Annotated in this window: 20 protein-coding genes and 1 riboswitch; of the genes, 17 read left to right on the top strand and 3 right to left on the bottom strand. The window is 71.5% G+C overall.

Annotation, left to right across the window (positions count from 1 at the left end; genetic code table 11):
• The first annotated feature begins 21 nt into the window (after nucleotides 1–21).
• The 3 genes from ACIPWA_RS13710 to ACIPWA_RS13700 all read left to right on the top strand — a co-directional run bounded on the left by ACIPWA_RS13710 (nucleotide 22) and on the right by ACIPWA_RS13700 (nucleotide 3,003).
• The gene (locus tag ACIPWA_RS13710; RefSeq protein ID WP_400290970.1) at nucleotides 22–1,179 is read left to right on the top strand and encodes an LLM class flavin-dependent oxidoreductase; all 1,158 of its coding nucleotides are present in this window, start codon (nucleotides 22–24) and stop codon (nucleotides 1,177–1,179) included.
• Nucleotides 1,180–1,289: 110 nt separating this feature from the next.
• Entirely contained in the window at nucleotides 1,290–2,387 is a 1,098-nt protein-coding gene (locus tag ACIPWA_RS13705) for an LLM class flavin-dependent oxidoreductase (RefSeq protein WP_400290967.1), read from the top strand.
• Nucleotides 2,388–2,586: 199 nt separating this feature from the next.
• Nucleotides 2,587–3,003: a hypothetical protein gene (locus ACIPWA_RS13700; RefSeq protein ID WP_400290964.1), complete on the top strand. Its 417-nt coding sequence runs from the start codon at nucleotides 2,587–2,589 to the stop codon at nucleotides 3,001–3,003.
• A 73-nt stretch (nucleotides 3,004–3,076) separates the two neighbouring features.
• Here ACIPWA_RS13700 and ACIPWA_RS13695 read toward each other — a convergent pair whose 3' ends face one another.
• Both ACIPWA_RS13695 and ACIPWA_RS13690 read right to left on the bottom strand, forming a co-directional pair.
• Nucleotides 3,077–3,643, bottom strand: a complete 567-nt coding sequence (locus tag ACIPWA_RS13695) for a flavin reductase family protein (RefSeq protein WP_400290961.1) — start codon at nucleotides 3,641–3,643, stop codon at nucleotides 3,077–3,079.
• Nucleotides 3,640–4,356 (bottom strand): NADPH-dependent FMN reductase, encoded by a 717-nt coding sequence (locus ACIPWA_RS13690; protein WP_400290959.1) that lies wholly within the window; start codon nucleotides 4,354–4,356, stop codon nucleotides 3,640–3,642. The genes ACIPWA_RS13695 and ACIPWA_RS13690 overlap by 4 nt, the downstream gene beginning before the upstream one ends.
• Nucleotides 4,357–4,376: 20 nt before the next feature.
• Nucleotides 4,377–4,488, bottom strand: a riboswitch (SAM riboswitch).
• A gap of 327 nt (nucleotides 4,489–4,815) precedes the next feature.
• Here ACIPWA_RS13690 and gdhA point away from each other — a divergent pair.
• The 12 genes from gdhA (at nucleotide 4,816) to ACIPWA_RS13630 (ending at nucleotide 22,307) form a co-directional block, all read left to right on the top strand.
• Entirely contained in the window at nucleotides 4,816–6,153 is a 1,338-nt protein-coding gene (gene gdhA, locus ACIPWA_RS13685) for an NADP-specific glutamate dehydrogenase (protein ID WP_056652431.1), read from the top strand.
• Nucleotides 6,154–6,427: 274 nt separating this feature from the next.
• Nucleotides 6,428–7,183 carry a copper homeostasis protein CutC gene (locus ACIPWA_RS13680; protein ID WP_056652428.1) on the top strand — a complete coding sequence of 252 codons (756 nt, stop codon included), beginning with the start codon at nucleotides 6,428–6,430 and terminating at the stop codon, nucleotides 7,181–7,183.
• Nucleotides 7,184–7,560: 377 nt separating this feature from the next.
• Nucleotides 7,561–9,246: an ABC transporter substrate-binding protein gene (locus ACIPWA_RS13675; RefSeq protein ID WP_400290956.1), complete on the top strand. Its 1,686-nt coding sequence runs from the start codon at nucleotides 7,561–7,563 to the stop codon at nucleotides 9,244–9,246.
• A 46-nt stretch (nucleotides 9,247–9,292) separates the two neighbouring features.
• Nucleotides 9,293–10,288 carry an ABC transporter permease gene (locus ACIPWA_RS13670; RefSeq protein ID WP_400290953.1) on the top strand — a complete coding sequence of 332 codons (996 nt, stop codon included), beginning with the start codon at nucleotides 9,293–9,295 and terminating at the stop codon, nucleotides 10,286–10,288.
• Entirely contained in the window at nucleotides 10,281–11,450 is a 1,170-nt protein-coding gene (locus tag ACIPWA_RS13665) for an ABC transporter permease (protein ID WP_157257661.1), read from the top strand. The genes ACIPWA_RS13670 and ACIPWA_RS13665 overlap by 8 nt, the downstream gene beginning before the upstream one ends.
• Nucleotides 11,447–12,358 carry an ABC transporter ATP-binding protein gene (locus ACIPWA_RS13660; protein WP_400290951.1) on the top strand — a complete coding sequence of 304 codons (912 nt, stop codon included), beginning with the start codon at nucleotides 11,447–11,449 and terminating at the stop codon, nucleotides 12,356–12,358. Before ACIPWA_RS13665 ends, ACIPWA_RS13660 begins: the two co-directional genes overlap by 4 nt.
• The gene (locus ACIPWA_RS13655) at nucleotides 12,355–13,242 is read left to right on the top strand and encodes an ABC transporter ATP-binding protein (RefSeq protein ID WP_400290948.1); all 888 of its coding nucleotides are present in this window, start codon (nucleotides 12,355–12,357) and stop codon (nucleotides 13,240–13,242) included. The genes ACIPWA_RS13660 and ACIPWA_RS13655 overlap by 4 nt, the downstream gene beginning before the upstream one ends.
• 215 nt (nucleotides 13,243–13,457) lie before the next feature.
• Complete coding sequence (locus ACIPWA_RS13650) at nucleotides 13,458–15,056, top strand: RNB domain-containing ribonuclease (protein ID WP_400290945.1); 1,599 nt, start codon at nucleotides 13,458–13,460, stop codon at nucleotides 15,054–15,056.
• Between the two features lie 96 nt (nucleotides 15,057–15,152).
• The gene (locus ACIPWA_RS13645) at nucleotides 15,153–15,530 is read left to right on the top strand and encodes a sterol carrier family protein (RefSeq protein WP_068625975.1); all 378 of its coding nucleotides are present in this window, start codon (nucleotides 15,153–15,155) and stop codon (nucleotides 15,528–15,530) included.
• 198 nt (nucleotides 15,531–15,728) lie between these two features.
• Entirely contained in the window at nucleotides 15,729–16,598 is an 870-nt protein-coding gene (locus ACIPWA_RS13640) for an META domain-containing protein (RefSeq protein ID WP_400290943.1), read from the top strand.
• Between the two features lie 370 nt (nucleotides 16,599–16,968).
• Entirely contained in the window at nucleotides 16,969–21,675 is a 4,707-nt protein-coding gene (locus ACIPWA_RS13635) for an ExeM/NucH family extracellular endonuclease (RefSeq protein WP_400290941.1), read from the top strand.
• A gap of 203 nt (nucleotides 21,676–21,878) precedes the next feature.
• Nucleotides 21,879–22,307, top strand: a complete 429-nt coding sequence (locus ACIPWA_RS13630; protein WP_068625973.1) for a hypothetical protein — start codon at nucleotides 21,879–21,881, stop codon at nucleotides 22,305–22,307.
• A 137-nt stretch (nucleotides 22,308–22,444) separates the two neighbouring features.
• Here ACIPWA_RS13630 and ACIPWA_RS13625 read toward each other — a convergent pair whose 3' ends face one another.
• Nucleotides 22,445–23,809 (bottom strand): hypothetical protein, encoded by a 1,365-nt coding sequence (locus tag ACIPWA_RS13625; RefSeq protein ID WP_400290938.1) that lies wholly within the window; start codon nucleotides 23,807–23,809, stop codon nucleotides 22,445–22,447.
• A gap of 117 nt (nucleotides 23,810–23,926) precedes the next feature.
• On the opposite strand from ACIPWA_RS13625, the gene purF reads away from it, so the two are divergent.
• Together purF and purM are read left to right on the top strand one after the other, a co-directional pair.
• Nucleotides 23,927–25,474: an amidophosphoribosyltransferase gene (gene purF, locus ACIPWA_RS13620; RefSeq protein WP_056652405.1), complete on the top strand. Its 1,548-nt coding sequence runs from the start codon at nucleotides 23,927–23,929 to the stop codon at nucleotides 25,472–25,474.
• 57 nt (nucleotides 25,475–25,531) lie between these two features.
• Nucleotides 25,532–26,650 (top strand): phosphoribosylformylglycinamidine cyclo-ligase, encoded by a 1,119-nt coding sequence (purM, locus tag ACIPWA_RS13615; protein WP_400290934.1) that lies wholly within the window; start codon nucleotides 25,532–25,534, stop codon nucleotides 26,648–26,650.
• Nucleotides 26,651–26,701 lie beyond the last annotated feature (51 nt).

Here is a 26,701-nt window from a genome sequence, read left to right as displayed (position 1 = left end):
ACCGTCCCGCTGAGGTGGTGCGTGCCTGCCGAGATCCCCACCCCACCTGAACCGGAGAAGACCATGCCCGTCGAGTTCCTCGGCATCGCCACCACGAGCGACGCCTCCGAGACCACGTCCCGCACGACCGCACCGTTCGACAAGCAGTACCTGGAGCGCATCGTGCGCGCCCACGAGGACAACGGCTGGACCCGTGTCCTGTTCGCCTACGGCTCGAGCGGACCCGAGCCGTCGGCGCTCGCGGCCTGGACCGCGGCCCGCCTCGACACGGTCGAGCTGCTGCTCGCGCACCGCCCCAACGTCTCCTACCCGACGTTCGCGGCCAAGTCCTTCGCGACCCTCGACCAGCTCTCCGAGGGTCGCCTGTCCGTCCACTTCATCACGGGCGGCAACGACCACGAGCAGCGGCGCGAGGGAGACACCCTGACCAAGGACGAGCGCTACGCCCGCACCCAGGAGTACATCCAGATCGTCAAGAAGGCCTGGTCGAGCGCCGAGCCGTTCGACCACCACGGGAGCTTCTACGACCTCGACGACTTCGTGCTCGACACCAAGCCCTTCGAGGGGCGCACGCCGACCATCTCGTTCGGCGGGTCCTCGGACGCGGCGTTCAAGGTCGGTGCGGCCGAGGCCGACATCTACGCGGTGTGGGGCGAGCCGCTCGACCGCACGGCCGAGCAGATCCAGCGCGTCCGCACCGAGGCCGCGGCTGCCGGGCGCTCCACGCCCCCGCGCATCCACGCCGCGTTCCGCCCGATCCTCGGCGCGACCGAGGAGCTGGCCTGGGAGAAGGCCCACCGCGTGCTCGACCGGATCGAGGAGCGCAAGGCCGCGGCGGGCGGCGTGCTGAGCCGTCGCCACCCGATCGACAAGCCCGAGAACGCGGGCTCGCAGCGCCTCCTGGAGATCGCGGCCCAGGGCGACCGGTTCGACACGGCCCTGTGGACCGCGACGGCCAAGGCCACCGGGGGCGCGGGCAACTCGAACGCTCTCGTCGGGACGCCCGAGACCGTCGCGCAGGCGCTGCTCGCTTACTACGACCTGGGCGTCCGCATCATCTCGGCGCGCGGCTACGACCTGCTCGACGACGCGACCGACTTCGGCCGCTACGTCATCCCGATCGTGCGCGAGGAGGTCGCCAAGCGGGACGCCGAGGCGGCGTCGGCGCAGGCGGCCTGAGCCTCCTTCCCCGCGAGGTAGAGGGCACCCGTCGAGGTAGAGGGCCCGAGCCCTCTACCTCGACGCCCGCCCTCTATCGCGGCACACCCCACCCCCACCAAGGAGCATCCGTGCGTTTCCAGGTCCTCGACATCGTCTTCAACCCGCCCCACCCCGTCACGGGCGAGGCCGTGCCCGCGGCCGACCGACTCGAACGCGTCGTCGAGACCGCGGTCCTGGCGGAGGAGCTCGGCCTCGACGCGTTCGCGGTCGGCGAGCGGCACGCGGGGGACGTGCTGTCGTCGTCGCCCACCGTGATCCTCGGGGCGATCGCCGCGCGCACGTCGCGCATCCTGCTGAGCACGGGCGTGACGGTGCTGTCCCTGCTGGACCCCATCCGCGTCGCGGAGGACTACGCGACGATCGACCAGCTCAGCCGGGGCCGGTTCGAGATGGTCATCGGCAAGGGCAACGAGGCGCTCCAGTACCCGCTGCTGGGCCTCGACATCGACCGGCAGTACGAGTACCTCGAGGAGAACTACGAGCTGCTCCGCCTGCTCCTGAGCGGTGAGGAGGTCGACTGGGAGGGCCGCCACCGCCCCGACCTGCAGGGCGCCACGACCCTGCCCCGCCCGTACGACGGCGCGTTCCGGATCTGGCACGGGTCCGCGACCTCGCGCTTCGCGGTCGAGCTCGCCGCGAGGTGGGGCGACCCGATCGTGAGCGCCAACGCGTTCCAGCCCCGCGAGAACTACCAGGTGCTGATCGACCACTACCGCGAGCAGTACGCGGCCGCGGGCCACGACCCGGCGTACGGGTTCGTCGGGTCCGGCTCGGGCGGGCTGTTCCTCGCGGACACGACCGAGCAGGCGATCGAGGAGTTCCGCCCCATCTACGAGGGAGCCGTCGCGCGCGCAGACCTGCGCAAGCACGACCCGGCCGCGGTCGGCAAGGTCACGAGCTTCCGGACCATCGAGGAGGCCGTCGAGCGCGGCCCGGCCCTCGTGGGCTCGCCCGAGCGCGTCGCCGAGAAGATCCTCGACTACCACCAGAGCTACGGGCACGACCTGCAGTCGGTCTCGATCAACCACCTCCTGGAGCCGGCGCGGCAGGACGACGTGCTGCGCCGGTTCGCGGAGGAGGTCGTGCCGCTCGTCAGGGCCGAGGTCAAGACCGACCTGTGGGGCCCGGCCGACGCCCGCCGGGCCAAGGGGTTCACGGCGGGCTAGCACGGGGCGTCGCCAGGCGATGCCCTACGAGACGCGAGAGGCGCCCGCCCGGACCCCGGTCCCGGCGGGCGCCTCCCGTCTCCCGCGCAGGGCCACGTGGCCGTCCCCGACCCTGGCGGAGCGCTCCCACACGTCCTAGGCTGGAAGTGTCCTGCGGGCACGTGCGCGGCGCGCAGGGGCGCGGAAGAAGGCTCCGACGATGTGGCTTCTCGTGATCTCCGGCGTGGTGGGCGCGGCGACAGTCGCCGTCATCGCGTGGCTCACGGTGCGCCACGACCGACCCCCCGTGGACGTCCTCCCTCCCCTCCGGCCGCACCGGACCACCTGGCGCGACCGGCGCCGTCGGGCACCCGACCCCCTCGTGGCGCTGGGCCTCCAGATCCGCCTGGGCCAGCTCGCGCACGAGCTGCGCGACGTCCAGGACGACCCGGGCGTCTACGCCCGGGCGCACCACTACCTCGCCGCGCAGGGCGCGTACGACGCCCTGCTGCGCGAGGCGTGCCGGCTCAGCGGTCTCGAGGTCGACGCGGACCCGCTCGCCGCGGGCCTGCGCAGCGACGAGGACGAGCGGCTGCGCGAGGAGCTCGAGCTCAGCGCGCGCGGCTGGACCTGGTAGCCGACCCACGACAAGGACGAGGGGCCCGACGGCGGTGCGCACCGCCGTCGGGCCCCTCGCCCTTGCCGTGGCCTCAGAGGGCCGAGTGGTCCCCGATCCGGTGGTAGGACCGGTCGTGGTAGACCAGCGGCGTCGCGTCGCTGCGCGTCCCCGACGCGAGCGCGCGCAACGAGACCAGGTAGCTGTCGCCCACGGGCGTGCGCTGGATGATGCGCCCGCGCACCCAGGACAGCGCGCCGTCGATCACGGGCTCCCCGGAGTCGAGCGGTGACCATCCGCCGGCTGCGAAGCGGTCGATCCCGCTCGTCGCGAAGCGCGCCGACACGTCGTCCTGGTCGGCGCTGAGGAAGTTGACCGTGACCGTGCGGGCCGCGGAGATCGCGGGCCACGACGACGACGTCGACGCGAGCGAGAACGCGAGCAGCGGCGGCGCGGCCGAGACCGAGATGACCGACGTCGCGGTGAAGCCCACGGGCCGCCCCTCGTGGTGCAGCGCGACGACCGCGACGCCCGCGGGGTGCTGCCGGAACACGGCCTTGTAGGCGTCGGGGCTGAGCTGGGGCTCGTCCTGCTCGTGGAGCAGGGCCTCGAGCCCGGCGAGGCCCGCGACGTCGGAGCGGGTGGTGGGGTCGGCGGTCATCGGGTCACCTCGGCGAGCTCGGGGGCGGTCTGGTGGGTGGGGACGTCCTGCCCGACGGCGGCGCTCGCCGCCCGGAGCAACGGGCCTCCCGCACGGTCGAGCCAGGCGTCGACGGTGCTCGCGAGCTCGGCCTCGCTCAGCTGGGAGTCCAGCAGGGCGAGCGTGCGCGCGGGGACCGTCGCGCCGAGCTCGACGAGGAGCGGGCGCAGGTGCACCTCGCCGGCCAGGGCGTGCGCCGGGTTGCCCGACACCACGACCGGCACCGCGACGACCCCGGCCAGGCCGTCCGGACCGTAGAGGTCGAGGAACGCCTTGAGCAGCCCGGTGTACGAGCCCTTGTAGACGGGCGTCGCGACGATCAGCACGGTCGCGCCCGCGACGATCTCGCGCGCGGCGTCCGCACGCGGGTGCACGGGGGTCAGGATCTCGGCCGCGATCTCGGCGAGGTCGATGGTCGCGGTGGTCGGGTTGCCCGGGGAGCTCGCGGGGTCTGTCGAACCCGCCTCTGCCGGCCCGGCCGCGAGGCCCAGGTGGTCGGCGACCCGGGCCGCGACGGCCTGTGCCGCGCCCAGGGTCCGTGACCCCGGGCGCGGGTTGCCGACCAGGGTGACCACGGCGGGCCGGGGCGGAAGGGGCGAGCCGTCGGCAGGGCCGGGTCGGGAGCCGAGGGCGCTGTCGGCTGGGTCGGTGGGCGGTGCCTGGTGCTGCGTCATGGTGTCCTCGCTGTCGTCGTGCTGCACGCTTGCCGCGCCGGTGCCGGCGCGACCAGGTCATCTCCCGGAGCACCCCGTCGTGGGAGGGGTTGCTGACCAGCGAGCCGGGGCTTGGCGCTGGTGCTCGTGACCGTTGGGTAGGGGTATAGCCCGGTCGGCGCGAATCTGTACCGATCCGGTCGAGATTTCTCACGGCGTGGACGGTTGTTTCGTGGCGGGGCCAGGGTGGGGCGCGGTCGGGGCTCTGGCGGGTGCCGTCCCGCGGGGTGCTGGCCGGGACGCGGCCCGGCCGCCGCCCGCGCTAGCCGGGTCCGGGGCGCGCCACGGGAAGTGGCCCCGGGCAACGGCGATGTCCCAGGTCGTGAGCCTGCCGTCTTTCAGAGTGGGACAGGAGTACGGCCGTGTTTACACGTACGTAACCTGGTGCAGTTAAGAGCCAGCCCTGCCGAGGAGCACTTCATGGATAGTCGTCTGCACTCCGTCTACGACGAGGTCCTCGCCCGAAACCCTGGTGAGGCCGAGTTCCACCAGGCGGTGCGCGAGGTCTTCGACTCGCTCGGCCCGGTGCTCCAGAAGAACCCCCAGTACGTCGACGCCGCCGTGCTCGAGCGCATCTGCGAGCCCGAGCGCCAGATCATCTTCCGCGTGCCGTGGGTCGACGACAAGAACCGCGTGCAGATCAACCGCGGGTTCCGCGTCGAGTTCAACTCGGCTCTCGGCCCGTACAAGGGTGGTCTGCGGTTCCACCCGTCGGTCTACCTGGGCATCGTCAAGTTCCTCGGGTTCGAGCAGATCTTCAAGAACTCGCTCACCGGCATGCCCATCGGCGGCGGCAAGGGCGGGTCGGACTTCGACCCGCGCGGCAGGTCCGACGGCGAGGTCATGCGCTTCTGCCAGTCGTTCATGACCGAGCTCTACCGCCACATCGGTGAGTACACCGACGTCCCGGCCGGCGACATCGGCGTGGGTGGCCGCGAGATCGGCTACCTGTTCGGCCAGTACAAGCGCATCACGAACCGCTACGAGTCCGGCGTCCTCACGGGCAAGGGCATCAGCTGGGGCGGGTCGCTCGTGCGGACCGAGGCCACGGGCTACGGCACGGTCTTCTTCGCCGACCACATGCTGCGCACCAAGGGTCAGAGCTTCGACGGCCAGCGCGTCGTCGTCTCGGGCTCCGGGAACGTCGCGACCTACGCGATCCAGAAGGCCCAGCAGCTCGGCGCGAACGTCGTGTCGTTCTCCGACTCGTCGGGTTACGTGGTCGACGAGGCAGGCGTGGACGTCGAGCTCCTCCGCCAGATCAAGGAGGTCGAGCGCGGACGCGTGGCCGACTACGTCGAGCGTCGCCCCGGTGCGCGCCTCGTCACGGGCGGCAGCATCTGGGACGTCCCCGCGACCGTCGCCCTGCCCTGCGCCACGCAGAACGAGCTGACCGAGCAGGACGCCAAGCAGCTCGTCGCCAACGGTGTCCTCGCGGTCGCGGAGGGCGCCAACATGCCCACCACGCCGGGGGCCGTGGCCCTGCTCCAGGAGGCCGGGGTGCTCTTCGCGCCCGGCAAGGCCGCGAACGCAGGCGGCGTCGCGACCTCGGCCCTCGAGATGCAGCAGAACGCTTCGCGCGACGCGTGGACGTTCGAGTACACCGAGGAGCGCCTCGCGCACATCATGGAGGGCATCCACTCGCGCTGCGAGGAGACGGCCGACGAGTACGGCGAGCCGGGCAACTACGTGCTCGGTGCGAACATCGCAGGCTTCACCAAGGTGGCCGACGCGATGATCGCCCAGGGCGTCATCTGACGGTCGTCCTGACGGGCCGCTGAGCCGGCCCGGGCACTGCCCGCACGACCAGGAGCGGTGCGTCCCCGTGTGCCTCGAGCACGCGCGGGGCGCGCCGCTCTCGTCGTCCCCGGCGGGGCGTGAGGTGGGCTCGCGGGCCGCGCTCGCGGGCGGGCGACCCGACGACGTCACGTACGGGACGCCGTCGGGCCGCGGTCCTGCGCGGGTCTACGCTGGCCGCTGACCCGCCGGTGCGCCGTCGCGCGCCGGCCCCCGAGGCAAGGAGCACCAGCACATGGCACGCGAGGTCGCGCTCGAGATCGCCGTCCAGGACACCGACGGCGTACGGATCGCCACCGAGGTCGGCGCCAGCCGGGTCGAGCTGTGCTCGGCGCTGGGGGCGACGGGTGGGCTGACGCCGAGCGTCGGGCTGCTCGAGGCGGCCGTCGCGGTGGCCGCAGAGGCCGCGGGCGGGGGAGTGCCGGTCGAGGTCCACCCGCTGGTCCGGCCGCGCCCGGGAGGGTTCGTCTTCAGCACGGCCGAGCTCGACGTGCAGGTGCGCGACGTCCGCGCGGCCGTCGCAGCAGGCGCCGCCGGCGTCGTGATCGGGGCGCTCACGTCCGACGGTCTCGTCGACGAGGCCGCGGTCCGCGCCCTGGTCGCGGCCGCAGACGGGCGCGAGGTGACCTTCCACCGGGCGATCGACGTCGTCGAGGACGTCACCGCGGCCCTCGACCTCCTCGCGGGACTGGGGGTCACGCGCGTGCTCACGTCGGGTGGTGCGGCTCGCAGCATCGACGGGGTCGACCGGCTGGGTGCCATGGCTCGGCACTCCGCAGGGCGCGTGCAGATCCAGGCGGGTGGGGGAGTGCGAGCCCAGGACATGGGGGACCTCGTGGCGGCGGGCGTGGACGCGGTCCACCTCTCGGCCAAGGGCATCCGGCCCGACGACGGCGGCCCCGGCGGCGGGGGCGGGTCCGGCTACGAGGTCACGGACCTGGGAGCGGCACGTGAGGCCCGCGCTGCGCTCGACGTGGCGCTGGGCTCCTGAGCAGGGGGCGCGTCGGATCCTGACGCCCTGAGATCCGCGCTGCCTCGTACCTGACCGACCGGTCGGGTGAGGGGCAGAGCGGCCCGTGGTGCGTGCCGGGCAGGGCGTCCGTCACCCTCGATGGGAGGCTCTTGACCGTCGCGGCGGGCGCCTCCGGGGTCCTGGTTGCGTCCCCCGGCCCACCGAGCGCGGTCGGCGACGCGCGAGATCCCCGGATTCCTGCGGATCCTGCCGCGTTCGACCCTTCACGTGTTTCATTTAGGTAACTTTCCTGTTGTATTGCTCCGTGGGGCCCGATTGATTCGTTAGTGTTCCTGCACATACCCGCCGAGCGGGGCTGATCGACGTGATGAGGCGTCGACGACTCGAAAGGACCGATGATGATCCGAAGCAAGGGGCGCAAGCGCCTTCTCACCGCGGTGGCGCTCGCCTCCGGCCTCACGCTGCTCGCCACGGGCTGCGGCTCGTCGGGTGACGACGGCGACCAGGGCACAGCGAGCAAGGGCGACGGCGTGCTCACGGTGTGGGCAGGCAGCCAGACGCCGATCGTTGCGAACTTCAACCCGTACGCACCGACCGTCCTCCACGCTGCGCTCGGTGGCGTGTACGAGACCCTCTTCTACTACAACAAGGCCAGCGCAGAGGCTCCTACCCCGATGCTCGGGGAGTCCTTCGAGTTCAACGAGGACGGCACCGAGCTGACGGTGAAGATCCGCGAGGGCGTCACGTGGAACGACGGCAAGCCGTTCACTGCCGAGGACGTCGTCTGGTCCTTCTCGAACGAGACCTCCAAGCCGGAGTACCTCGCGTCCGCCGAGGTCGTCGACCCCACGACCGTCAAGCTCACCTTCACGGGCCCGCAGTTCACCAACGAGTTCGCCCTCCTCGGCGCTTCCTGGATGGTTCCCCAGCACGTCTGGAAGGACGTCCCCGACCCCGTGACGTTCGCCAACGAGGCGCCGGTGGGCACCGGTCCCTACACGGTCGCGAGCACGTCCGACGCGTCCTACACCATGGCCGCCAACGCCGACTACTGGGGCGGGGCACCGGCCGTCGAGAAGGTCCAGTACCTCGGGATCGACGCGAACACCTCGGCCGAGAGCCTCCTGAAGACCGGCAAGGTCGACTGGGCCGGCATGTTCGTGGCAGACCCCGACGGGCTGACCGCCGACGGCCGTCTCGGCTACATCAACACGCCGCAGGACCCGACGGTCCTGTACACCTGCGCCAACGTCGAGGCAGGGTGCGCCGGCGCACAGACGGACGTCGCGGTCCGCCAGGCGCTCAACGTCGCGATCGACCGCGGCGTCATCAACGAGAAGGCCTTCGTCGGCCTCGCCGGCGAGATCTCCCCGACGTTCGCCCTGCTCGGTCGCGACGACAAGTGGATCTCCCCTGACGTCGAGAAGGTCAGCCCGCAGGAGGCGAACGCTGCCGAGGCCGGCAAGATCCTCGAGGCCGCCGGCTACACCAAGGGCGGAGACGGCATCTACGAGAAGGACGGCAAGAAGGTCGAGCTGACCCTCACGTCCGTCGAGGGCTGGAGCGACTACAACGCCGCTGCCGAGCTCATCGCCGCGCAGGCCAAGGCCGCCGGCATCGGGGTCACGGCCAGCACCGTCACGTGGGACGAGTTCTCGGACTCGCGCCAGACCGGCAGCTTCGAGCTGATCATGGGAGGCGTCGTCGGCACCTCGGTCGCCGACCCGTTCCAGATCTACCGCGACTGGTTCAGCGGCGAGTACACGCAGCCCGTCGGGACTCAGCTCGAGTCCGGCGAGTGGAACTTCTCCCGGTACTCGAACCCCACGGTCGACGCAGCCGTCAACGCCGCAGCCGCGACGAACGACGAGGCGGCGAAGAAGGACGCCTACGCCACGATCCAGACCGAGATCACGCGTGACCTCCCGTACATCCCGCTGGTCATCAACGCGACGCAGACCTTCTTCGACCAGAAGGACTTCACCGGGTGGCCCACGGAGGACAACCTTTACGCCTTCCCGCCGTCGTGGGGTTCGGTGTCTGCCGGCGTGGTGCTGAGCACCATCAAGCCCGCCGAGTGATGTCGGGCCGAGGAGGAGCTTCGATGATGATGGGACGTACAGAACGGTGAAGTACTACGCTCGGCGGCTCACGTTCTACGTGATCACCCTGTGGGCCGCCATATCCCTCAACTTCTTCATCCCTCGGCTGATGCCGGGGAACGCGGAGGACATCTTCCGGGCAAAGATGGCCCGCAAGGGAGAGCTCACCCCCGCGATGGAGAAGAGCATCCAGCTCCTCTTCGGCTCCGACGACCAGGCGTCCTTGTGGGACCAGTACCTGCGGTACTGGAACAACCTCCTGCACGGCGACCTCGGGACCTCCATCACCAAGTTCCCCGCCCCGGTGTCCGAGCTGATCGGTCAGGCTCTGCCCTGGACCATCGTGCTCGTCGGCCTGGCGACCGTCCTGTCCTTCGTCATCGGGATCTCCCTGGGCGCGTGGGTCGGCTGGCGGCGGGGAACCTGGGTGGACGGGGTCATCCCGGCATCCACCCTCCTGCAGTCCGTGCCGTACTTCTGGCTCGCACTGATCCTCATCGCGGTGTTCTCCGTGAACCTGGCCTGGTTCCCGATCATCGGCGGCTACGACACGTTCATGTTCCCGGACGGCCCAGTGCCCACCTGGGAGTTCTTCTCGAGCGCCGTCTACCACGGGTTCCTGCCCGCGCTGACGATCGTCCTGTCCTCGGTGGGCGGCTGGCTCCTCGGGATGCGCAACATGATGGTCTCTACCCTGTCCGAGGACTACATCACCACGGCCGAGGCCAAGGGGCTGCGACCCTTCCGGATCCTCACGACCTACGCCACGCGCAACGCGGCCCTGCCGTCGCTCGCCGGGTTCAGCGTCTCGCTCGGCTTCGTGGTCGCCGGGTCGATCGTCATGGAGCAGGTCTTCACCTACCCCGGTGTCGGGAAGCTGATGATCAACGCGGTCCAGGACAAGGACTTCGCGCTCATGCAGGGGGTGTTCCTCGTCATCACCGTCACGGTGCTCGCGGCGAACTTCCTCATGGACCTTCTGTACGGCTTCATCGACCCGAGGGCTCGACACAATGGCTGACGACGACATCCGCACGCAGGAGTTCGTGACTCCCGCCACCAGCTCGTCCCCGGTCGCCGAGACGGTGGCCGACGGGATCGCTCCGAGGGACCGTACCGAGGGGCTCGTGCCCGACGTCCCGACCCCGAGGGACGTCTCGACGGCAGGACTGACGGCCGACGCACCGGTCGTCGCCCCGCCCCGGCGCGGGTTCCGCGAGATGCTGCCTCGCAGGTCGGGCAAGCTGATCGTCGGTCTGGTGCTCACGATCGGTATCGGCCTGTTCGCGATCATCGCGCCGTTCGTCACGCAGGATCCCTGGAACTACGACAACCCGGTGTTCGAGCCGCCGAGCGCGGCACACCTCCTGGGCACCAACAACCTCGGTGCGGACCTCTTCGCGCAGCTCGCAGAAGGCGCGGCCGGGTCGTTGACCGTAGGCCTCGTCGCGGGGGCCATCGCCGTCGTCCTGTCGCTGTTCTTCGGGATCGTCGCCGGCTACGTCGGCGGCTGGACGGACGAGGGCCTCTCGCTCGTCACCAACGTCATGCTCGTCATCCCGGGGCTCCCGCTGGTCATCGTGATCGCGAGCTACATGGAGAGCCGCAGCATGTGGATCATCGCGGTCGTCCTCGGCCTGACGAGCTGGGCGGGCTCGGCGATCGTGCTTCGTTCGCAGGCCAAGTCGCTGCGGAGCCGCGACTACGTGGCGGCGTCCCGCGTCGCGGGCGAGAAGCCGATGCGCATCATCACGGTCGAGATCCTGCCGAACCTCCTGCCGCTGCTCGCCGCACAGTTCCTCTTCGCCGTCGTGCTCGCGATCCTCGCCGAGGCCGGCCTGTCCTATCTCGGGCTCGGCCCGTCAGGGGCGATCACCTGGGGAACCATGCTCAACCAGGCCAGCCAGCACAACGCCTTCACGATCGGCGCGTGGTGGTGGTTCGTGCCGCCGGGCCTCATGATCGCGTTGTTCGGCTGTGGTCTCTCGCTCATCAACTTCAGCATCGACGAGATCATCAACCCGAAGCTGCGCACGGCGCCGGCGGCGGTCAAGAGCGTCCGCAAGGCGCGCAAGGCGCAGGTACGGGACGAGGACACGCGCCCGGACCCCGAGGCCGACGCCCCCGTCGACGGCGACGACACCGGCGGCAACGCCAAGGAGAAGGAGAGGGTGAACGCATGACGGCGCTCACGACCGGGCCGCTGACGACGCCCGACCACGCGGAGTCGATCGCCGGCCTCGCGCCGGTCCTCACAGCGCGCAACGTCTCGATCGAGTACGAGGTCACGCCCCCGGTCAAGGCTGTCAAGGACGTGTCCCTGACCCTGCACCGTGGCGAGATCCTCGGCCTCGCCGGAGAGTCGGGATGCGGCAAGACGACCCTGGCCTACGGGATCAACCAGCTCCTGAAGCCACCCGCCCTGCGTACCGCAGGGGAGATCGTCTTCCACGACCAGGACGGGACGGACATCGACGTCGCCGCGCTCGAGGGGGACGCGCTGCGGGCGTTCCGGTGGGACAAGATCTCGATGGTCTTCCAGGGAGCCATGAACTCCTTGAACCCGGTCATCAGCGTGCGGTCCCAGCTGTTCGACGTCTTCACCACGCACCGTCCCGGCATGTCGAACGCCGAGAAGCTCGAGCGCAGCCGGGAGCTGCTGCAGCTCGTCGGTGTGGACCCGAACCGTCTCAACAGCTTCGCCCACGAGCTCTCGGGCGGCATGCGCCAGCGCGTCATGATCGCCATGGCGCTCGCGCTCAACCCGCAGGTCATGATCATGGACGAGCCGACGACCGCTCTCGACGTCGTCGTGCAGCGGGGGATCCTCCGAGAGATCATGCGCCTGCGCGAGCAGTTCAACTTCGCGGTCGTCTTCATCACGCACGACCTGCCGCTGCTGCTCGAGATCAGCGACCGGATCGCGGTGATGCGGCACGGCGAGATCGTCGAGCTCAACACCTCGGCGAACATCTTCGCGAAGCCGCAGCACGAGTACACGCGCAAGCTTCTCGCCTCCTTCCCCAGTCTCACCGGGGACCGTGGCTCGTTCGTGCGCAGCGGTGAGAGCACGGAAGGGAACGCACTGTGAGCACGCTCGAGGTCAAGAACCTCATCAAGGACTTCCGCGTGCGCGGCAGCGGGGCGGGCAAGAAGTTCCGTGCCGTGGACGACGTCTCGTTCACGCTCGAGCCCGGCCGGACCATCGCCCTGGTCGGAGAGTCCGGCTCGGGCAAGTCGACCGTCGCCCGGATGATCTCCAAGCTCGAGACGCCGACGTCGGGCGAGATCCTCATCGACGGCAGGAAGAGCGCGACCCGCGGGCGCGCGCTGGCGGAGTACCGCCGCAACGTGCAGATGGTCTTCCAGGACCCGTTCGCCTCGCTGAACCCGTTCCACACGATCGCGCACCACATCGAGCGTCCCCTCCGGCTGCACGGCAAGGCGAAGGGGCGCACGGAGATCGACGCACAGGTCCACCAGCTCCTCGAGCGGGTGAACCTCACGCCCGCACCGATCGTGGCGGCGAGACGGCCGCACGAGCTCTCCGGTGGGCAGCGACAGCGTGTCGCGATCGCCCGTGCGCTCGCCCCGGGAGCCCGCTTCCTGGTGGCGGACGAGCCGGTCTCGATGCTGGACGTCTCGATCCGGTTGTCCGTGCTGAACCTTCTGGCCCGGCTGCAGCGCGAGGAGAGCCTGGGCGTCCTGTACATCACGCACGACCTCGCGACCGCTCGTCACTTCAGCGACGAGATCATCGTGATGTTCCGCGGGAAGATCGTGGAACGTGGGCCGTCGGACGAGGTCATCCTCAACCCGCAGCACGACTACACGAAGCTCCTCCTGGGGGCGGCGCCCAACCCGGAGAACCACGGGCGGCTTCGCGAGGAGGTGCGCAGAGAGCTCGCGTCGGCATCGGCAACCTCGGGGGATGCCGGTGCGGTGCGCGACCGCTTCGGCACAGCCGACCTCTGAGGTCGGCCGCCGGAGCGGTGCCGGTGGCGAGCAGGCGACCGGCAGGACGAGGAACGGCCCCGGGCAGATGCCCGGGGCCGTTCCTCGTCGCCAGTGCGGCGGCCTCGCCGGCACACGGCCCCACCGGCGGCTCACCCGGCTCTGCTGGTCGGCGATCCCGTCGCGTCACCGTCGCGCCACCGTCCGACGCCGGAGCGACGGCCTAGAGTCGGGACGTGCCCACCAGGAACCTGCGCATCGCGCCCACCACCGCCCCCGTCCGGCCCGCGGCCGACCCGGTCCTCGCGGCGCTCGCATCGCTGCGTGCCGAGATGGAGATCCCCGCGGGCTTCCCGCAGGACGTGCTCGACGACGCAGCGGCCGCGGCCGCGACCGACGTGTCGCCGGGACGGGCGGACCTGCGTGCCGTCGGCTTCGTGACGATCGACCCGCCGGGTTCCATGGACCTCGACCAGGCCGTCCATCTCGAACGAACCTCCGGGGGATTCGTCGTGCGCTACGCGATCGCCGACCTCGGAGTGTTCGTGACCCCGGGCGGTGCGCTGGACGCCGAGGTGAACGAGCGGGGCATGACGCTCTACGGCCCCGACGAGCGGACCCCGCTGCACCCGGAGGTGCTGTCGGAGTCGGCCGCGAGCCTCCTGCCGGACGCGGACCGGCCCGCCGCCGTCTGGCACGTCGAGCTCGACGAGCGCGGAGAGATCGTCTCCGCGCGGGTCGAGCGTGCCCTCGTGCGCAGCACGGCGCGACTCACCTACGAGGAGGTCCAGGCCCGCCTCGACGCCGGCGACGCGGGCGAGATGCTCGACCTGCTCCGCGAGATCGGGCTGCTGCGCGAGGCGCGCGAGCGGGAGCGTGGCGGCGTGTCGCTCAACGTGCCCGAGCAGGACGTCGTGGCGCACCCGGACGGGACGTTCGGGCTCGCGTTCCGCTCGACGCTGCCGGTCGAGGGGTGGAACGCCCAGATCTCCCTGCTCACCGGGATCGCGGCGGCACGGCTCATGCGCGCGGGCGGTGTCGGGATCTTCCGCACCCTGCCCGCGGCGGACCCGCGTGACCTCGCGCGCCTGCGGCGTACGGCCCGGGCGCTGGGCATCGACTGGCCCGAGGACATCGCGTACGGCGACCTGCTGCCGACGCTCGACTCGGGGACCTCGCGGCACGCCGCCTTCCTCAACGAGGCGACGTCGCTGTTCCGGGGAGCCTCGTACGCGCCGTTCGGTGGGGTGGGGCAGCCTCCGGAGGTGCCCGACCACGTCGCGCACGCCGCCATCGCGGCCGAGTACGCGCACGTGACCGCACCGCTGCGCCGCCTGGTCGACCGCTACGGCACGGAGATCTGCCTGGCCCTCAGTGCGGGCGCGCAGGTCCCGACCTGGGTGCGCGAGGCACTTCCGGGACTGCCGCGGACCATGGCCCGCACGGGGCAGAGGGCCGGCTCGTACGAGCGCTCGAGCGTCGACGTCGTCGAGGCCGCGCTGCTCGTCGGCCGCGTGGGCGAGGAGTTCGACGCGGTCGTGGTCGACGTCGAGAACGACGACGAGCGCCGACGCCGCGCGACCAAGGACGCCGAGCGAGCCGCGAAGGTGTCGGCCCGCGACGGGTCGGCCACCTCCGCGGCCGGCGATCCCTCTACCGGAGCGGCAGCACCGGCGACGGCCGGCCACGACCTGGTGCGCGGTCAGGTCGTGATCGCCGAGCCCGCGGTCCGTGCGAGCGTCCAGGGCGTCGGCCTGCCGCTCGGCGACCCGGTCCGGGTGCGGCTGCGCGAGGCGTCGATCGAGCTGCGGAAGGTCGGGTTCGACCTGGTCTGAGGCGCCCTCCCCGCCGAGTGCACGATTCCGCTGCGAAACGCCCGGCGAGTCGCAGCGGAATCATGCACTCGGCGGGGCAGAGGGGAGGATGGACCCATGCCTCCTCGTCGTCGCACCGACCCGGCCGTCGGCCGTACCGCCCTGGCCGCCTGGCAGGACGGTGCAGCCGGCCGTCCCGAGGTCACGACCGCCGTCCGCTTCACGCTCGAGGAGCTCGCCGAGGTCTCGCCGGGGCACGCGGTCGAGGTCCGGGTCCCCCCGTACGGGGCGGTCCAGGCCGTCGAGGGACCGCGGCACACCCGTGGGACCCCGCCCAACGTGGTCGAGACGGACCCCGAGACCTGGCTCGGCCTGGTCACGGGCGCCGTGGCCTGGGCCGACGCCGTCGCTGACGGACGCATCAGCGCGTCGGGCGAACGGTCGGACATCTCGGCACTGCTGCCGTTGCAGGCCGCCCGCCGCCGCGACCGCTAGGGCGAGCCGACCGCGCGGACCCGCGCGCCGCCGTCGGGCACGCGGACACCTCCCGACCAGCGGGTGAACTTCGCCCCGCGACCCGTGCCGGTCCGGGTGGGTGACCCACCGCGCGAGCCGGGGCGCTGCCGTCCGTCGTGGCGTCTCGTGGGCGGGGACGGGCTGCAAGATGTGGGGTCGTCGCGACATCATCGGGGTATGGCCCCGACCGAACCCGTTCGCGTGCTCCCGCTGCTCGCCGTGGCGGCTGCCGTCGTCCTGATCACGTCGTGCACCGCTCCTGACGGCGGTGGCGCCAGCGCCCCGACGGCGGGCGTCAGGGCAGTGCAGGCCGACCCGATCGAGCTCGTCGGGATGTGGCGGGTCGTCGGGGCGCAGGGCGAGGGGCCGGACACGTGGTTGCGGCTCGAGGCAGGGACCTACCAGCTCTGGAGGGACTGTGGTGCCTTCGTCGAAGGAGGCTGGCAGGCGGCGGGGCGCGCCTTCGTCGCGTCGGATCCGTACAGCGCCCTCGCGGCGTGCGCGGTGGAGGGGATACCCGAGGTGCCGTGGCTGCGCGCAGCCGTGGCGTACGAGTCCGAGGGCGTCGGCGGCTGGCGCCTCCTCGACGCGGCAGGTGACGTCGTTGCCGGCCTGCGGGTCGACGGTGCCCCGGAGCCGGTCCCGGACGCCGCGGAGCTCTACGCGCGAGCACCCGAGGTCACCGACGAGGTGCGCGCGGCGCTCGCTGGGCCGGTCCCCCTGCCCGACGGCCTCGAGCCTGTCACCGGGCAGGATCTGATCGGGCGCTGGGAGCCGACCCGTGGCTCGTCCACCGACCCTCACGTGGTGTTCCACGACGACGGGACCTGGACGGGCTTCGACGGGTGCAACGGCGCGGGCGGTTCGTGGGCCGTGGACGTCGACGGTCGCCTGCTCTCCACCGCCGGCCCGCAGACCATGATCGCCTGCGACGGGGACGCGGTGCCCGGCGACGTGGCGCGAGCGGCTCGGGCCGGCATGGTCGACGGCCGACTCGTCCTGGTCGATCCCGACGGTACGGAGATCACGCGACTCGCTCGCGGCTGAGAGCGCGCCGGGACCTCGGTCGACGGGACCGGCGAGGGTGCGGGTGAACTTCGCCCCGCGACCCGCACCCCCGAAGTTCCCAGTGTCTGCATCGTGAGATAACGTGCCAGGACGAACGGGCGACGGCGCCCGTCGACCGGTCTACGCACGACGACGTCGCGCACCCCGGCAGGACAGTGCCGTTCGTAGGGGGAAGTGGGCGTTCGACCGGAAGTGACCGGCCGGACACCGCGCGTTCATCAGCCTGCTGTTGGATTCCAGAGCCCGCACCTGCGCCACCCGCGCCGAGGTGGGCGCGCCGGGAACCCGGCCACGACACGAAGGAGTCAGCGTGATCGGTAGTCACCATCAGTCCCGACGCAGGAGAGGTGTGGTCGCGGCCACCCTGTCCGCGTCGCTCGTCGCCACGGCGGCGTTCAGCACGGTAGCCGCGGGGGCTGCCTCTGCTGCGGTCGACGGGTCGTCCGTCGTCATCAACGAGGCGTACCTCAACGGTGGCAGCGCCAACGCCCCGTACCTCAACAAGTTCGTCGAGCTCTACAACCCGACGGCTGCGGACATCGACCTCACGGGCTGGTCCGTCCAGTACCGCTCCGCGACGGGCACCGGTGCCTCGAACGGCGTCGTCCCGCTGTCGGGCAAGATCAAGGCCGGTGGCTACTACCTGGTCCAGGGCGCCTCGAACGGTGCCAACGGCGCCGCTCTCCCCACCCCGGACGCGACGGGCACCATCGCCCCGCAGGGCCAGAACGGCACGCTCGCGCTGGTCAAGTCGCCCTCGGCGATCACGCTGACGCCGGGCTCGCTCGTGGGCAACCCGCAGGTCGTCGACCTCCTGGGCTACGGCTCGTCCAACACGTTCGAGACCGCTGCGGCGCCTGCGGGCACCGCGAACAACGTGCCCAGCTCGCTCAACCGTGCGGCCGGCGCGGACACGGACGACAACTCCGTGGACTTCGCGGTCAGCAGCACCGTCACCCCGCAGAACAGCGGTGGCGGCTCGGGCCCCGGCCCGGACCCCGAGCCCGGCACGGCCAGGACCATCGCCGAGATCCAGGGCACGGGCGCCGCGAGCCCCCTCGTGGGACAGACCGTCACGACGCGCGGCGTCGTGACCGCGACCTACCCCTCGGGCGGTTTCGACGGCCTCTACATCCAGACGGCCGGCTCGGGCGGCGACCTGGACCTCGCGACGCACACCGCGTCGGACGGCCTCTTCGTGTACTCGAAGGCTGCGGCGACGGCGCTGCAGGTCGGTCAGCACGTCGAGGTCACGGGCGTCGTCTCGGAGTACTTCGGCCTGACGCAGGTCACGCCTGCCGCGGGCGGCTGGAAGGTCCTGACGGACCCCGCCGAGGTCGTGAAGCCCGCGAACGTCGCGTACCCCGCGACCGACGCGGACCGCGAGAAGCTCGAGGGCATGCTCGTCCAGCCCGCCGGTGACTACACCGTCGCCGACAACTACGACACGAACTACTACGGTTCGGTCGTCCTGGCCAGCGGCACCGAGCCGCTCCGTCAGCCCACGTCGGTCGGCCGCCCGGGCAGCGCGGAGGCCGCAGCCGCGGTCGCCGACGCGAACGCCCGCCGGGTCAACCTCGACGACGGCGCGACGACCAACTTCAACAACGCGGCCAACAAGGCCAAGCCCCTGCCGTACCTGACCGGTGGCGCACCCGTGCGCGTCGGAGCCCTCGCGACGTTCACGTCGCCCGTGGTCCTCGACTACCGGTTCGACGGCTGGAACTTCCAGCCCGTCACGGAGCTGACCCCGGCCAACGCCGCCGCGGTGCAGCCCGCGACGTTCGCGAACACGCGCACGGACTCCCCGGAGGACGTGGGCGGCGACGCGACCGTGGCGACGTTCAACGTCCTGAACTACTTCACCACGACGGGCGACCAGCTCAGCGGGTGCCAGTTCTACACGGACCGCGAGGGCAACCCCGTCACGGTGCGCACGGGCTGCGACGCCCGCGGCGCGGCGAACGCGACCAACCTGCAGCGTCAGGAGACCAAGATCGTCGCGGCGATCAACGCGCTCGACGCGGACGTGGTCTCGCTCGAGGAGATCGAGAACTCGAAGGCGTTCGGCAAGGACCGCGACTCGGCGCTCTCGACGCTCACCTCGAAGCTCAACGCCGCGGCTGGCGCGGGGACCTGGGCGTTCGTGCCCTCCCCGGCCACGCTGCCCGCCTCGGAGGACGTCATCCGCACGGCCTTCATCTACCGTCCGGCGGCCGTCGAGCCCGTGGGGGCCTCGGTCATCCACGACGTCGCGGCCTTCGACAACGCGCGTGAGCCGCTCGCCCAGACCTTCCGGGTCGCCGGGGGAGAGGCCTCCTCGGACTTCGTCGTCATCGCCAACCACTTCAAGTCCAAGGGCTCGGGCTCGGGTGCCGACGCCGACCAGGGCGATGGGCAGGGCGCCTCGAACGCCTCGCGCGTCAAGCAGGCCACGGCGCTCGTCACGTTCGCCGACCAGGTCTCCACGGCCGCCGGCACCGACAAGGTGCTGCTCGCGGGCGACTTCAACGCCTACGCCCAGGAGGACCCGATCAAGGTCCTGACGGACGCGGGCTACGTGGACCTCGGCCCCACCACGGGCAAGGAGACGTACCTGTTCGACGGCCTCGTCGGCTCGCTCGACCACGTGCTCGCCTCGCCCGGTGCCGCCGCTGCCGTGACGGATACCGACATCTGGAACATCAACTCGGTCGAGCCCATCGCGAACGAGTACAGCCGCTACAACTACAACGTCTCGAACCTGTACGACACCACGGCGTTCCGCTCGTCCGACCACGACCCGATCGTGGTCGGCCTCGAGCTGGGCGGCGAGGAGCCGGGCGGGGTCAAGGAGCTCGACCTGCTCGCGATCAACGACTTCCACGGTCGTATCGACGCGAACACGGTCAACTTCGCCGGGACCGTCGAGCAGCTGCGCGCCGCCAACCCGGCGGGCACCGCGTTCCTCTCGGTCGGCGACAACATCGGCGCGTCGCTCTTCGCGTCGGCGCTGCAGGACGACCAGCCGACCATCGACGTGCTCAACGCCCTGGACCTGTCCGCCTCCGCGGTGGGCAACCACGAGTTCGACAAGGGCTTCAGCGACCTGGCGGGGCGCGTGACCGACGCGGCCGACTGGTCCTACCTGGGCGCCAACGTCTACGCCAAGGACACCACCAACCCGGTCCTGCCGGAGTACGCGGTGATCGACGTCGACGGCGTCAAGGTCGGCGTCATCGGCGCCGTCACCGAGGAGACCCCCACGCTCGTGACCCCGTCCGGGATCGCGGACCTCTCGTTCGGCGACCCCGTCGAGGCCGTGAACCGCGTGGCCGCGCAGCTGCGTGACGGCGACCCGGCGAACGGTGAGGCCGACCTGCTAGTCGCGCTCTACCACGAGGGTGCGAGCGCCGGCACGCCGGACGGCTCCTCGCTCGAGCAGGAGCTCGCCCACCAGGGCGCGTTCGAGCAGATCGTCAACGACACGGACGCCCGTGTCGCGGCGATCTTCACGGGCCACACCCACAAGCAGTACGCGTGGGAGGCGCCGATCCCCGGCACCGACAAGACCCGTCCCGTCCTGCAGACGGGCAGCTACGGCGAGAACATCGGGCACGTGAGCCTGACGTTCGACACCGCGACGGACGAGGTCACCGACTACTCGGTCGCGAACGTCAAGCGCACCACGACGCCTGCTCCGGAGCTCGTCGCGGCGTACCCGCGCGTGGCCGAGGTCAAGACGATCGTCGACGCGGCGCTCGCGCAGGCCGAGGTCATCGGCGCTCAGCCGGTTGGCTCGGTCACCGCGGACATCACGACCGCCTTCCTGGGCGGCTCGTACGTCGACGGCAAGTACAAGGGCTCGGGCCCGCTGCCCTCCACGGGTCGTGACGACCGTGCCTCGGAGTCGACCCTGGGCAACCTCGTGGCGACCTCGCTGCTCGACACGCTGGCCGACCCGGCCCGAGGCGGCGCCGACTTCGGTGTCGTCAACGCGGGCGGCCTGCGCAACGAGCTGTTCTACGGCGACGACGGCGTGATCACCTACGCCGAGGCCAACGCGGTCCTGCCGTTCGTCAACAACCTGTGGACCGTGTCCCTCACGGGCGCGCAGGTCGAGACGATGCTCGAGCAGCAGTGGCAGACCAACCCCGACGGCACGCGCCCGTCGCGCCCGTTCCTGGCGCTGGGCCTGTCGGACAACGTCAAGTACACGGTCAAGACGACCGACGTGAACGCCACGCCTGGCGACAACGTCACCTCGGTCCTGGTCGACGGCGAGCCGCTCGACCCGGCCAAGACGTACCGGGTCGCGACGTTCTCGTTCCTCGCCACGGGTGGTGACAACTTCCGGGTCTTCGCGCAGGGCACGGACGCGCGCGACTCGGGTCTGATCGACCGCGACGCGTGGATCTCCTACCTGCAGACCCACCCGAACCTCAGCCCCGACTTCGCTCGTCGCAGCGTGGTCGCGGACGGTCTGGGGACGGTCACCGCGGGCGAGTCCGTGACGGCCCAGGTCTCGCGCCTGAACCTCACGTCGCTCGGCAGCCCGCTCAACACGGGCGTCTCGGCGTACCTCGTGCCTGCGGGCACGGCGTTCGACGCGGCCAACCCGGGCACGCCCGTGGCCACGGGCACGGTCACGAACGGGGCTGCGAGCCTCGAGGTGCCGGTCCCGGCAGAGACCGCGGGGGGCGAGTACGGCGTGTACGTCGTCGCCGCCCCGAGCGGGACGGTCACGCGGCTGGCCCTGACGGTCGAGGGTGCAGACCTGCCCGACGTCGTCATGGACGGCCTGACGGCCACGACCCAGTGCGTCGCGGGTCGCGTCCAGCTGTCGGTCAAGGGCACGAACGGCGAGTCGCTCCCGATCGACGTGCGCTACACGACCGCGTTCGGCGAGAAGAAGTTCACCAAGCTTCTCCCGGGCAAGATCGCGGCGCAGTCCTTCAACAGCCGTGCGACGTCGGTGCCCGCGGGCACGGTGCGCGTCGCGGCGTACAAGTGGCAGGACGGTCAGGGCTTCTACGAGACCTACGACCTGGCCTACCCGGCGGTCACGTGCGGCTGACGCAGCGCGTGTGACGGTCTGAACGTCGTCGGGCCTGCTCTCCTGGTCGCCAGGGGAGCAGGCCCGACGGCGTCCCGCCCCCGGGGTGCGCGGGCGCACCCGCGCGGGCCGCGCCAGGGAGACCGCGCACGGCGAGCGCGGGCCTGCCACCGGTCGGGTGGAGGGCACAGGGGATTCCCAGTGGGACGGGGTACTGTCGGCGCGTGAGCACGAGCACCCCCGATCCCGACGTGAACGAGACCCCGACCGGCCTCGACGCCGCTTCGACGCCGGAGGCCGGCTCGACCGGCAGCACCAGCACTGCCGGCAGCACCGACCCCACGACGTTCGGCGCACCGCGCGACGACGCGAACCAGGGCCTTCGTGGTGACGAGGTCGAGATCGAGTCGGTCATCGACCCGACCACGGTCCGCCGCGCTCCGCGCTACAAGGCGTTCTTCCTGACCGGTGCGCTGGCAGGGATCGTGCTGGGCCTGGCCGTCGGCATCTCCTGGCTCGTCTCTCCCGCTGCGAGCGGCGTCCTCAAGCCGGGGGTCTATCTCAGCGTGATCGTCCTCGGTGCGACGACGCTCACGACGCTCGTCGCGGGCGCCCTGGCGATCTGGGCCGACAAGCGCAGCCTGCGCCGCTGACGCCTTCGGTGTCGCGCGGTGCGCGGCTCGTCGAGTCCGCGCGCCGGCCCCGCATGCCCTTCGCCGTCGAGCGGTGACATCGGCCGGCCGGAAACGCGTGCCGTCGGAAAGCCGTGCCGGCGGGAAGGCCGCCCGCGTCAGGAGCCGGTGACCGCCGCCGGCGCGGGATCGTCCCCCGGGTGCCACGCCTCGCGGAGCAGCTGACGGAACCCGACCCCCACCGGCATGCCGACGGTGACCGCGACGGCCCCGAGGAGCGCGACGGTGAGCGACACCGCGCCCGTGGCCTCGATCGTGCTGCGGTAGGTCGTCAGAGGGTGCGCGGGATCGCCCGTGACCTGGAGCAGTGCCAGGACGGCCGGGACGACGACGGTCGCGAGCCCGAGGAGCAGGACGCCTCCCGCCCAGAGCAGAGGTGGCCCGTCGAGAGCCTGCCGGAGGAACGCGTCGTCGGGCCGCCACGAGCCTGCGTCGTCGGCCAGCGCGTGCCTGCGCAGCGCGCCGCGCTCGAGGGCCCTGACCACGGTGGTCGCCACGAGGGCGAGCAGGAGGGCCGCCGATCCTGCGAGCGCGAGCACGGCCCCCGACGTGATGAGCACGTCGATCGCCGCCTCACCCTTCTCGTCGTAGTACAGGGTGTCCGCGTTCCGCCCCGGTTGTCGGAGGAAGACCGCCACGAACCCCACGACCGGTCCCGCACCGAGCAGGACGCCGCCGACGACGGTCAGCGGCCTCTGTGCCCTGGCCGTCAGGCGGTGCACCCTGCCGAGGTCGATCGTCCGCTCGTCGGAGGGGCGGAGGCGCTTCTCGGTGCGCTCGGCGTTCCGCACGACCCCGTCGTTCCAGGCCTGTCGGGGCCGGTCTGTCAGGAGCGTCCACGCCCGTCGTCCCCGGCTCCTCAGCGCGGAGAGCGCCGAGCCGACGAGCCCGGCGAGGAGGAGTGCACCGGCGAGCACCGCCAGCCCGACCGCCACCATGTCGCTCTCGAAGATCATGATGGGGGCCACCAGGAGGGCGGCGACCCCGACGGCGATCAGGAGGGCGACGCACAGACCCACGAGGGGCGCCGTGGGAGTGATGCCGTCGACGAGGGCTCGAGCCCGTACGGTGCGCACCGGCACGCGCTCGGGAGCCGTGCCCGCGAGCGAGTCGAGCCTGCGCCCGAGCAGCGTGCGCGACGCGGCGCTCGACAGTGCGTACAGGATGCCGCCCGCGCCGAGGACCGCGCACACGTAGGCGATCGAGGCCCTGCTGACGGGGTCGAGGTGCAGGTCGCGCCACACGTCCGGGAATCCCTCCTCGAGCGTGAGCCATGCGCCGAGGAGGACCAGGAAGCCGAGACCGGCCGAGGTCAGGACGGTCCTGGAGATCGTCAGCAGGCCGTCGGCGAGGACCTGCGGGCCGCTCGGTGCGGGCTCGGCGAGCCGGAGCGTGCTCGTCGGGACCGGGCGACCCAGCACCGAGATCGTGCGGCCCGGGGAGTCTTCGGAGGAGTCGGTCACTGCGTGAGGGTAGCGACCACGGTGGGGCACGTACAGGGGCGGGCCCGCGTCGGGGCGAGCGGTCCATCTCCTGATCGCGGCTTCTGGCGAACGGCGACCGTATGGGAGACTGGAGCCGTGGCCCCCCGCGGAGATGGACTTCTTAACCACGACCTCATGCCCGGCGAGAAAGGCCCTCAGGACGCTTGCGGCGTCTTCGGTGTCTGGGCGCCCGGCGAAGAGGTCGCCAAGCTTGCCTACTTCGGTCTGTACTCGTTGCAGCACCGCGGTCAGGAATCAGCCGGGATCGCGACCAGCAATGGTGAGCAGATCCTCGTCTACAAGGACATGGGACTCGTCTCCCAGGTCTTCGACGAGCGTGCGCTGAACGCCCTGACCGGGCACATCGCCGTCGGGCACTGCCGGTACTCCACCACGGGTGGGGTGACCTGGGAGAACGCGCAGCCGACGCTCGGCGCGACGTCCGCCGGGACGGTGGCCCTGGGCCACAACGGCAACCTGACCAACTCGGCCGAGCTCGTGAACCTCGTCGCCGAGCGCTACGGCGCGCAGCGCCGGGGCGAGCTGGCCCGTGGCAACACGACCGACACGGCGCTCATCACCGCGCTCTTCGCGGGCGACGACGACCACTCTCTCGAGGACACCGCGATGGAGGTCCTCCCTCGTCTCCGCGGTGCCTTCAGCCTCGTCTTCATGGACGAGAAGACGCTCTACGCGGCGCGCGACCCGCAGGGTGTGCGCCCCCTCGTGCTGGGGCGTCTCGAGCGCGGCTGGGTCGTCGCGAGCGAGACCCCGGCCCTCGACATCGTGGGCGCCTCGTTCGTCCGTGAGGTCGAGCCCGGCGAGCTCATCGCGATCGACGGCGACGGCCTGCGTTCGCAGCGGTTCGCGCCGGTCGAGCGTGCGGGCTGCGTCTTCGAGTACGTCTACCTCGCGCGCCCGGACACCTCGATCAACGGTCGCTCGGTCCACGCGGCGCGTGTCGAGATGGGACGCCAGCTCGCCCGCGAGCACGGCATCGAGGCGGACCTCGTGATCCCGGTCCCGGAGTCCGGGACGCCCGCGGCCGTCGGGTACGCGCAGGAGTCGGGTATCCCCTTCGGGCAGGGGCTGACCAAGAACGCCTATGTGGGACGCACCTTCATCCAGCCCTCGGACACCCTGCGCCAGCTCGGGATCCGGCTCAAGCTGAACCCTCTGCGGGACGTGATCCGGGGCAAGCGCCTCGTCGTCGTGGACGACTCGATCGTCCGCGGCAACACGCAGCGCGCACTGATCCGCATGCTTCGCGAGGCCGGAGCGGCCGAGGTCCACGTCCGGATCAGCTCCCCGCCCGTCAAGTGGCCCTGCTTCTACGGGATCGACTTCGCGTCCCGTGCCGAGCTCATCGCGAACGGCCTGTCCCCGGACGAGGTCGGCGCCTCGCTGGGCGCGGACACTCTCGGCTACATCTCGGAGGAGGGCATGATCGCGGCGACCGAGCAGTCGGCGTCGCAGCTGTGCACCGCCTGCTTCACCGGGAAGTACCCCATCGAGCTGCCGCCGGACGACCAGCTGGGCAAGCACCTCCTCGAGCAGGCCGAGCTCCCGCTCGGTGCCCCCGAGGACGGCCTGCGCTCGCTCTCCGTGGGAGTGGGCGGCGGGACCGCCCTCGACCACCCCTGACCCCGTACGACGCACCGCCCGGACGCCGGGCGCGCCGCAACCACCAGGAGTTCATTCGTGTCTGAAGGTCTCACGTACGCCGCAGCCGGTGTCGACACCGAGGCGGGCGACAAGGCCGTCGAGCTGATGAAGGATGCCGTGCGCCGCACGCACGGCCCCCAGGTCCTCGGAGGAGTGGGCGGTTTCGCCGGGCTCTACGACTTCAGCGAGGTCGCGACCTACACCAAGCCGCTGCTCGCGACGTCGACTGACGGCGTGGGTACCAAGGTCGCGATCGCGCAGGCCCTGGACATCCACGACACGATCGGCTTCGACCTGGTCGGCATGGTCGTCGACGACATCGTCGTGGTGGGCGCCAAGCCGCTCTTCATGACGGACTACATCGCGTGCGGCAAGGTGGTCCCGGAGCGCATCGCGGGCATCGTCCGCGGCATCGCGGCCGCGTGCGAGGTCGCCGGTACGGCCCTCGTCGGCGGCGAGACGGCCGAGCACCCGGGCCTCCTGGGCGAGGACGAGTACGACGTCGCGGGTGCCGCGACCGGGGTCGTCGAGGCGGACCGTCTGCTCGGCCCCGAGCGTGTCCGTGAGGGTGACGTCCTGATCGCGCTGGGCTCGTCGGGTCTGCACTCGAACGGCTACTCGCTCGTGCGCGCGGTCGTCAAGCACGCGGGCTGGGAGCTGGACCGCGAGGTCGAGGAGTTCGGCCGCACCCTCGGCGAGGAGCTCCTCGAGCCCACGCGCGTCTACGCGAGCGACTGCCTCGCCCTGGCGCACGACGACGCCGCGCAGGTCCACGCGTTCACGCACGTCACGGGTGGTGGGCTCGCGGCGAACCTCGCCCGCGTCCTCCCGGCAGGGCTGGTCGGCACCGTGGACCGCGGCTCGTGGGACGTCCCTCCGGTCTTCACCGTGGTGCGGGACCTGGGCAACGTGCCTCGTCGCGACCTCGAGAACACGCTCAACCTGGGCGTCGGCATGGTCGCGATCGTGGGTGAGGACGGCGCCGACGCGGCGCTCGCGCGGTGCGCGGAGCTGGGTCTGCCCGCCTGGGTCCTGGGGACGGTCAGCGCTCTCGACGAGTCGACCACGGTCTCCTCGCTCGGTGAGGACCTCGTCGTGGGCACCAAGGGCGTGCACGCCGGCGCGGTGCGTCTGACAGGCGACTACCGCAACTGAGTGCGGTGACGACGAAGGCGCGTCCTTCTTCCTCGGGCCCTGGAGCCTGGG

Source organism: Oerskovia enterophila (assembly GCF_044748475.1).
GTDB lineage: Bacteria > Actinomycetota > Actinomycetes > Actinomycetales > Cellulomonadaceae > Oerskovia > Oerskovia enterophila.
Note: the sequence above shows the minus strand (reverse complement) of the source record. Positions and strands in the feature narration are given on the sequence as shown.

Coding starts and splice junctions, on each gene's coding strand:
- ACIPWA_RS13640 (WP_400290943.1), top strand. CDS start 15,729: ATGGCCCCGACCGAACCCGTTCGCGTGCTCCCGCTGCTCGCCGTGGCG.
- gdhA (WP_056652431.1), top strand. CDS start 4,816: ATGGATAGTCGTCTGCACTCCGTCTACGACGAGGTCCTCGCCCGAAAC.
- ACIPWA_RS13695 (WP_400290961.1), bottom strand. CDS start 3,643: ATGACCGCCGACCCCACCACCCGCTCCGACGTCGCGGGCCTCGCCGGG.
- ACIPWA_RS13680 (WP_056652428.1), top strand. CDS start 6,428: ATGGCACGCGAGGTCGCGCTCGAGATCGCCGTCCAGGACACCGACGGC.
- ACIPWA_RS13645 (WP_068625975.1), top strand. CDS start 15,153: ATGCCTCCTCGTCGTCGCACCGACCCGGCCGTCGGCCGTACCGCCCTG.
- ACIPWA_RS13675 (WP_400290956.1), top strand. CDS start 7,561: ATGATGATCCGAAGCAAGGGGCGCAAGCGCCTTCTCACCGCGGTGGCG.
- ACIPWA_RS13665 (WP_157257661.1), top strand. CDS start 10,281: ATGGCTGACGACGACATCCGCACGCAGGAGTTCGTGACTCCCGCCACC.
- ACIPWA_RS13690 (WP_400290959.1), bottom strand. CDS start 4,356: ATGACGCAGCACCAGGCACCGCCCACCGACCCAGCCGACAGCGCCCTC.
- ACIPWA_RS13700 (WP_400290964.1), top strand. CDS start 2,587: ATGTGGCTTCTCGTGATCTCCGGCGTGGTGGGCGCGGCGACAGTCGCC.
- ACIPWA_RS13660 (WP_400290951.1), top strand. CDS start 11,447: ATGACGGCGCTCACGACCGGGCCGCTGACGACGCCCGACCACGCGGAG.